Source organism: Limnobacter sp., from assembly GCF_964228395.1.
Taxonomy (GTDB): Bacteria; Pseudomonadota; Gammaproteobacteria; order Burkholderiales; family Burkholderiaceae_B; genus Limnobacter.
On record NZ_CAXQZX010000097.1, the window covers coordinates 1 to 6,920 of the forward strand.

The 6,920-nt window shown below is 56.1% G+C and carries 7 protein-coding genes and 1 pseudogene; 5 read left to right on the plus strand and 3 right to left on the minus strand.

The window, feature by feature from the left end:
• A partial coding sequence (locus ACEQU8_RS07795) for an EF-Tu/IF-2/RF-3 family GTPase (RefSeq protein WP_370262742.1) occupies positions 1 to 1,158 on the plus strand: 1,158 nt, incomplete at its 5' end.
• A 59-nt stretch (positions 1,159 to 1,217) separates the two neighbouring features.
• Positions 1,218 to 2,195: a tRNA dihydrouridine(20/20a) synthase DusA gene (dusA, locus tag ACEQU8_RS07800; RefSeq protein WP_370262743.1), complete on the plus strand. Its 978-nt coding sequence runs from the start codon at positions 1,218 to 1,220 to the stop codon at positions 2,193 to 2,195.
• A gap of 1 nt (position 2,196) precedes the next feature.
• Here dusA and ACEQU8_RS07805 read toward each other — a convergent pair whose 3' ends face one another.
• From ACEQU8_RS07805 to wrbA, 3 genes are read right to left on the minus strand one after another with little or no spacing between them, the layout of a single operon-like run.
• Complete coding sequence (locus ACEQU8_RS07805; protein WP_370262744.1) at positions 2,197 to 3,624, minus strand: FAD-binding oxidoreductase; 1,428 nt, start codon at positions 3,622 to 3,624, stop codon at positions 2,197 to 2,199.
• The gene (locus ACEQU8_RS07810) at positions 3,608 to 4,003 is read right to left on the minus strand and encodes a DUF2069 domain-containing protein (protein ID WP_370262746.1); all 396 of its coding nucleotides are present in this window, start codon (positions 4,001 to 4,003) and stop codon (positions 3,608 to 3,610) included. Before ACEQU8_RS07810 ends, ACEQU8_RS07805 begins: the two co-directional genes overlap by 17 nt.
• Complete coding sequence (gene wrbA, locus ACEQU8_RS07815; protein WP_370262747.1) at positions 4,000 to 4,608, minus strand: NAD(P)H:quinone oxidoreductase; 609 nt, start codon at positions 4,606 to 4,608, stop codon at positions 4,000 to 4,002. The genes ACEQU8_RS07810 and wrbA overlap by 4 nt, the downstream gene beginning before the upstream one ends.
• Positions 4,609 to 4,656: 48 nt before the next feature.
• On the opposite strand from wrbA, the gene ACEQU8_RS07820 reads away from it, so the two are divergent.
• The 3 genes and pseudogenes from ACEQU8_RS07820 to ACEQU8_RS07830 form a co-directional block, all read left to right on the plus strand.
• A complete protein-coding gene (locus ACEQU8_RS07820; protein WP_370262748.1) occupies positions 4,657 to 6,021 on the plus strand; it encodes a YihY family inner membrane protein in 1,365 nt (454 codons plus the stop codon).
• Between the two features lie 187 nt (positions 6,022 to 6,208).
• The gene (gene hfq, locus ACEQU8_RS07825; RefSeq protein ID WP_008248719.1) at positions 6,209 to 6,442 is read left to right on the plus strand and encodes an RNA chaperone Hfq; all 234 of its coding nucleotides are present in this window, start codon (positions 6,209 to 6,211) and stop codon (positions 6,440 to 6,442) included.
• Positions 6,443 to 6,506: 64 nt separating this feature from the next.
• A pseudogene (locus tag ACEQU8_RS07830) lies at positions 6,507 to 6,920 on the plus strand (GTPase HflX); the annotation flags it as partial.

A 6,920-nucleotide genomic window follows, 5' to 3' on the forward strand; every position in this document is an offset into this window, starting at 1 on the left:
GGCATTGGTCGAATCAAACGCGGTACCGTTCGCACCGGCCAGCAAGTGGTGTGTATGAATGGCCCCGATGGCACCCCCTTCAACGGCAAAATCAACCAGGTGCTCAAGTTCCGCGGATTGGAGCGTGTGTTGGTCGACCAAGCCGAGGCGGGCGACATTTGCCTTATCAACGGTATTGAAGACATCGCAATTGGCACCACCGTGTGTGCCGTAGACACCCCCGAAGCGCTACCCGTGCTGACGGTGGATGAACCCACCCTGACCATGAACTTCATGGTCAACACCTCTCCTTTGGCTGGCCGTGAAGGCAAGTTTGTGACCAGCCGCCAGCTGCGTGACCGTTTGCAGCGCGAACTAAAAAGCAACGTGGCCTTGCGCGTTAAAGACACCGATGACGACACCGTGTTCGAAGTGTCTGGTCGTGGCGAATTGCACCTCACCATTCTGCTTGAAAACATGCGTCGCGAGGGCTACGAACTGGCGGTGTCTCGCCCACGTGTGGTGTTTAAGGAAATCGACGGCGTCAAGTGTGAGCCTTATGAAATGCTGACCGTGGATGTGGAAGACAGCCACCAGGGCGCCATCATGGAAGAACTGGGCCGCCGCAAAGGCGACCTGCTGGACATGTCACCCGACGGCAAAGGCCGTGTGCGCCTGGAGTACCGCATTCCTGCTCGCGGTCTTATTGGCTTCCAGGGCGATTTCCTCACCATGACCCGTGGCACCGGCCTGATCAGCCATGTGTTCGACCAGTACGCCCCTGTTAAAGAAGGTGGCTTGGCTGAGCGTCATAACGGTGTGCTCATTTCCCAGGACGATGGCGACGCCGTGGCTTATGCCCTTTGGAAGTTGCAAGATCGTGGCCGCATGTTTGTATCCCCAGGCGAAGCACTCTACGAGGGCATGGTGATCGGTATTCACAGCCGCGACAACGACCTGGTGGTCAACCCCATCAAGGGCAAGCAACTCACCAACGTGCGTGCGTCGGGCACCGACGAAGCGGTTCGTTTGGTTCCCCCCATTGCTTTGAACCTTGAGTACGCGGTTGAATTTATTGCAGACGACGAACTGGTAGAAATTACCCCCAAAAACATTCGCATCCGCAAGCGTTACCTCAAAGAGCACGAGCGCAAGAAAGCCAGCCGAGAGGCCGCATAAGGCTTTGTCAAAGGGGGCGTGGCTTTGGCCTCGCCCCTTTTTGTTTGTAGAATTTCCACATGAACGTCAAACCACGAGTTTTGTCTGTGGCGCCCATGATCGATTGGACCGATCGGCATTGTCGGCGCTTTCACCGGGCCATTAGCCGACACACCTGGCTTTACACCGAGATGATCACCACCGGCGCACTCATTCACGGCGACCGGCAGCGCTTTTTGGCCTACAACAGTGAAGAACACCCCGTGGCCTTTCAAATTGGAGGCAGCGAGCCCGCCGCCTTGGGCCAGTGCGCCAAATGGGTGGAGCAGGCGGGTTACGACGAACTCAACCTGAATGTGGGCTGCCCCTCCGAACGTGTGCAAAAAGGGGCCTTTGGCGCCTGCCTGATGGCAGAGCCCAGCCTGGTTGCAGATTGTGTCAAAGCCATGCGCGATGCGTGTACCCTCGAAGTCACTGTGAAACACCGCATCGGGCTGGACTACGATGAAAGTGAGCAGATGCTCTACGACTTCGTGGGCAAAGTCAGCGAAGCGGGTTGCCAAACCTTTATCGTCCATGCCCGAAACGCCGTGCTTAAAGGCTTGTCGCCCAAAGAGAACCGAGAAATTCCCCCCCTGCGTTACGCGGTGGTGAAGCGCTTGAAAGAACACTTTCCCCAGTTGCAAATCGTGCTAAACGGCGGCATTAAAACCGTTGAAGACATTCATCAACACTTGCAGTGGGCCGATGGTTGCATGATTGGGCGCGAGGCCTACACCAACCCTTGGCTGCTCAGCCATTTCGATTGCATCGTCACCGGGCAAGCCGAGCAAACACCGAGCCGAGAGTCTGTCATTGAAGAAATGCGGCAGTATGCCTTTGCGCAATTGGCGCAAGGCGAAACCATTCGCAACATCACGCGTTCATGGTTGGGGCTGTTTCATGGGCAACCCGGTGGTCGTTTATATCGGCAGGTGTTGTCAGACGCCACTCGCCTCAAAAACAACAGTTGGGACGTGGTCAGCGAGGCCTTACAAAAAGTGGCAGTCGCCGTTTAGTTCAAAGCACTACCTTTCCCGGGTTGAACAAGTTGTCTGGGTCCATGGCCGCTTTAATCGCCTTGAACATGTTGTAGCTCGGGGCGGGGGTGATGCTTTTTAGCAAGTCCGCCTTCAATTGCCCAATGCCATGCTCGGCCGACACCGTTCCACCGCAGCTCAGTATGGCGTGGTGGACAATGTCATTGAGCGCCGTCTGGTGGGCGTTTAAAAACGCAGCGGCATCTTGCCCAGCGGGCGCCGACAAATTGAAGTGCAGGTTGCCATCGCCCAAATGCCCAAACAAAATAGGGCGGACCTCAATGCCTTGCTCCTCAATACTGTTCAATGCCAGGTCGTGAAATTTGGGCAGGGCCGACACAGCACAGGCCACGTCGTGTTTCACATTCAAGCCGTTTTTGGCTTGTGCTTCTGAAATGTTTTCGCGAAGTGCCCAAAATCTTTCCATTTCTTTGCCGTTTTGGGCCAACACGACATTGCGCACGGTGCTCTGCTCATTCATCACGGTCACCAAACTGTGTTGAACACGATCGCGCAACGCCGCCTCTGGCCCCGGCGAGGTGAATTCGGCCAGTACATGGTCGCAATCGGGCGCGGCTTTGGGGGCTCTGGCTGGAAAATGCTCCTCCACCACCGCAATGGCCTGGGCGTTCATCCATTCATAGCTTGTGAGCTCGGTGTACATCTGCTTTTGAATGGCCTGCAGGGCTTGTACAGCCGACTCGATGTTGTCCACGTTCATCCATGCCACGCAGCGGCTTTTGGGGGCAGGGAACACCTTCATGCAGGCGGTGGTTACCACGCCTAAAGTGCCCTCTGAGCCAATCATGAGGTGGCGAAGGTCGTAGCCGGTGTTGTTTTTTCGTAGTCCGCGCAAATCTCCGCACATCTCGCCGCGGGCATTCACAAATTCCAGCCCCAAGCACAACTCACGGGCATTGCCATAACGCAACACAGCGACGCCACCCGCATTGCTGGCCAGGTTGCCGCCCAGTGTGCATGTGCCTTCGGAAGCCAGGCTCAAGGGGAACAGCAGGCCGTGGGCTGCTGCAAATTCTTGTATTTCATGCAAAGTGTAACCAGCGCTGGCCGTCAGGGTCAGGTTGGTTTCGTCCACGCTCAGCACTTCGCGCAGTCGCCGGGTGCCAAGCACAATGTGCGGTCGCTTTGACGCTTCGCCGTCGGCTGCCGGCACCGCGCCACCCACCAGGCCGGTGTTTCCTCCTTGGGTGCACATGGCCACTTTGTTTTGCGCGCACAGAGCGACCACCTTTTGCAGTTGCGCGCTGGTGTCGGGTTCTACAACAGCCAGGGCCGTGGTGGTGTAGCGCTTTCGCCAGTCTGTGCAGCGTTGGGCGATGTGATCCGCTTCGGTGTAAACCTTCAACCCCGGAATGTGCCGGGCCAGCAGTTCAGGAAAGTTGCTCATCGTTGCCGCCTGGCTGGGGTTTGGGCTGCTTGAAGGTTCGTGCATACACACTCACGCTGGCAAACAGGGCGATGGTTAACATGACTTCCAACCCGGCCATCAGTTGTGAAGCCAGGGCCGGGTCGGAGCTGGCGCGGGTGGCGCCTTCGGCAAAATACAGCCACAACAAAAGGGATGTGGCCTGGTAGGTTCGTACACGGCGTTTGAAAATACCGGGCACCACCAGAAGCAAGGGCAACACTTTCAATACCAGCCACGACCCCCCGGGCCTCAAGGGCGCAAGCCACAGTTCCCAAAGCACACACAGGGCAATCAAAGCCAACAGGCTAGCCACACTCCACCAGTATGCTTTGTTGCGGGTAGATTCAACGTTATTCATGCAGCCCCCATGCCATGTTGCAAGGCCAGCGCTGCCTTTGCAAGCCGCGCGCCTTGGGCGCGTGCCAGCGCAATTTCGTGTTGGTTCATGGGGCGCCCGCCCTGTGCGCCTGCCCAGTGGCTTGCCCCGTAGGGTGTGCCGCCAGCCTCAGTGTCATGTAAAGCTTGCTCGGTGTAGGGGATGCCCATCCAAAGCATGCCGTGGTGCATGAAGGGCAGGGCCATGCTGGTCAGCGTGGTTTCTTGCCCACCGTGCAGGCTGCTGGTGCTGGTAAACACGCAGAATGGCTTGTTCACCAAATCGCCGGCCAGCCAATTGGCCACGGTGTTGTCAATAAAATATTTCATGGCCGCGGCCATGTTGCCAAAGCGCGTGGGCGAACCCACAGCAAGCGCCGCGCATTCTTTGAGGTCGTCCGCTTCGGCATAAGGTGGCCCCTCGCTGGGCACCGCGGGGGCGGTGGCTTCACAGGTGGCAGACACTGGCGGTACCGTGCGAAGGCGGGCAGATACGCCCTTCACAGAATCCACCCCGTGGGCAATTTCTCGCGCCAATTGGGCCGTGGCCCCATGACGGCTGTAGTACAACACCAAGACTTCTATCATCGAACAGGGGTATCATGAAACGCGTGAACCTCCATTGTACTGAAGCCCATGAGTTCAGCCGCACCATCCGGCCCTTCTGAGAACACTGACAACAAGCCCAAGGGGAAAGAACCCGTTCAACTGACGCGCGGGCAACGCTTTATGCGATCTGCGCGGCAGGCGCTCGCGGTAGAAGATGTCGAACTTAGTCCACTTGATTTGCGTTGGTGGATCGCCTTCACTCGCTTGGTGGGCTTGCGTATTTCTGAGCAACGTTTGCCGCAGGTGGCCTCTAGCCTAACTTTCACCACGGTATTGTCTTTGGTGCCCATGGTCACCGTGGCGCTGGCTATTTTTACAGCCTTTCCCATGTTTGATCGTCTGCAAATGGACCTGCAGATTTATCTGATCCAAGGGTTTTTTCCCGAAACTTTGTCCGAGACCATCATCACTTATGTGAACGATTTTTCTGCCAAAGCCAAGGGCCTCACCGCTGTGGGCATTGTGTTTTTGGTCATCACGGCCTTGTCCACCATGCTCACAGTGGACCGGGTGTTTAACCAAATCTGGAACGTCAAGCGACCTCGCTCCACCATGAACAAGGTGGTGCTGTATTGGTCGGTTATTTCGCTGGCCCCGGTGTTGATTGGCTTGAGCCTGAGCTTGTCCACCGCCATCATCGGTCAATCTTTGGATGGCATTGATTCCAGCAAAGGCGGTTTTTTGCCCATTTTGAGCCTGGTGCCTTTGTTGTTCACTGTGGTGGCGTTCGCGTTCATTTATCGCATCATTCCCAACCGGGCTGTGCACTGGAAAGACGCCGTGGTGGGTGGTTTGGTGGCCGCGGTGTTGTTTGAAATTTCAAAAATCGCTTTTGCCCAGTACATCACGCATTTCCCCAGCTACACCAAGCTGTACGGCGCTTTGGCCGCGTTCCCAATATTTTTGTTGTGGTTGTATTTGTCGTGGATCATCGTGTTGCTGGGGGCCAGCATTGTGGCCGCCCTGCCGGTGGCCCGCACAGGCTACTGGGACAACACCTACCGCCCGGGTCAAAAGTGGTTGCAGGGCTTGAGCGTGTTGTCCGAGCTTGAAAAATCACGTCAGCAGGAGCGCCCTGGCATGACCATGGAGGAGCTTCGCGTGTTTGCCCGGGTGCCTCCAGACCAACTTGACGATATTTTGAACACACTGATCAATCACGGTGTTATCGGATTGTTGTCTAGCGTACGCGGCAGCGATCGCTTTGCTTTAATTTGCGACCCCCAAAAAATTAGCGCCACGGTGGTGGCCAAGGCCTTGTGGTTTGATCCCAGCCTGCCGGTGCGCTGGTCGGGGCGCCTGCCTGCCAGCAGCGAGAGGTTGAAGCGCTTTCAGGCGGAATTCATTGAAAAACCCCGACTTTCGGAGTGGTTAGAGCCCGATGCGGGCTAGATTGCGCGTGATCTGTACCCAATACAGGGGACTCGTGCGTTGGAACTGTGAACTTTTTCTCAAAAAAGGCGGTCCATATCGCTAAAAGACGGGCTTTAAATTGGCACCTTTGTACGCTTTCTGTACACTTAGCGTGACGAGCCAAAAGCTCTGACATTCAATAATCACAACACAGTCTGGAGCTGTTATGAGTAATAAAGGGCAACTGTTACAAGACCCCTTCCTCAATCTTTTGCGCAAAGAGCATGTGCCGGTGTCCATTTATTTGGTTAACGGCATCAAACTCCAAGGGCAGATCGAATCTTTTGACCAGTACGTCGTACTGTTGCGCAACACTGTGACCCAAATGGTCTATAAGCACGCCATTTCAACGGTGGTGCCTGGCCGCTCGGTGACCTTTACCCCAGAGGTGAAGGAATAAAAAACGGTTGTATGTCTGTACCCTGCGCACTGTGTCTTCACTTCGTTAGCAGGCTCGCCCTGAGATGACCCGGTGCGTGTTGGTCGCGCTCGACCTTGGGCAGACCGAATTCCATGAAAGCGTCGAAGAGCTTGCTTTGCTGGCCAAATCAGCAGGTGCGCAAGTGGATGGCGTTTTCACCTCAAAAAGGCGCTCACCCGATTCAGCAACCTTCATCGGTTCGGGCAAGGTGCAAGAAATTCTTGCTCATTGCCAGGCCAACGATGTTGAATTGGTGGTGTTTAATCACGCAATCAGCCCTGCCCAGCAACGCAACCTTGAAAAAGCGCTTGAGCGGCGCGTGCTAGACCGCACAGGCCTCATTCTGGATATTTTTGCCATTCGCGCCCGCAGCTTCGAGGGCAAATTGCAAGTGGAGCTGGCCCAGCTACAATACATGGCCCGCCGCTGGGTGCGGGGCCATGCCGCTATGTATGGG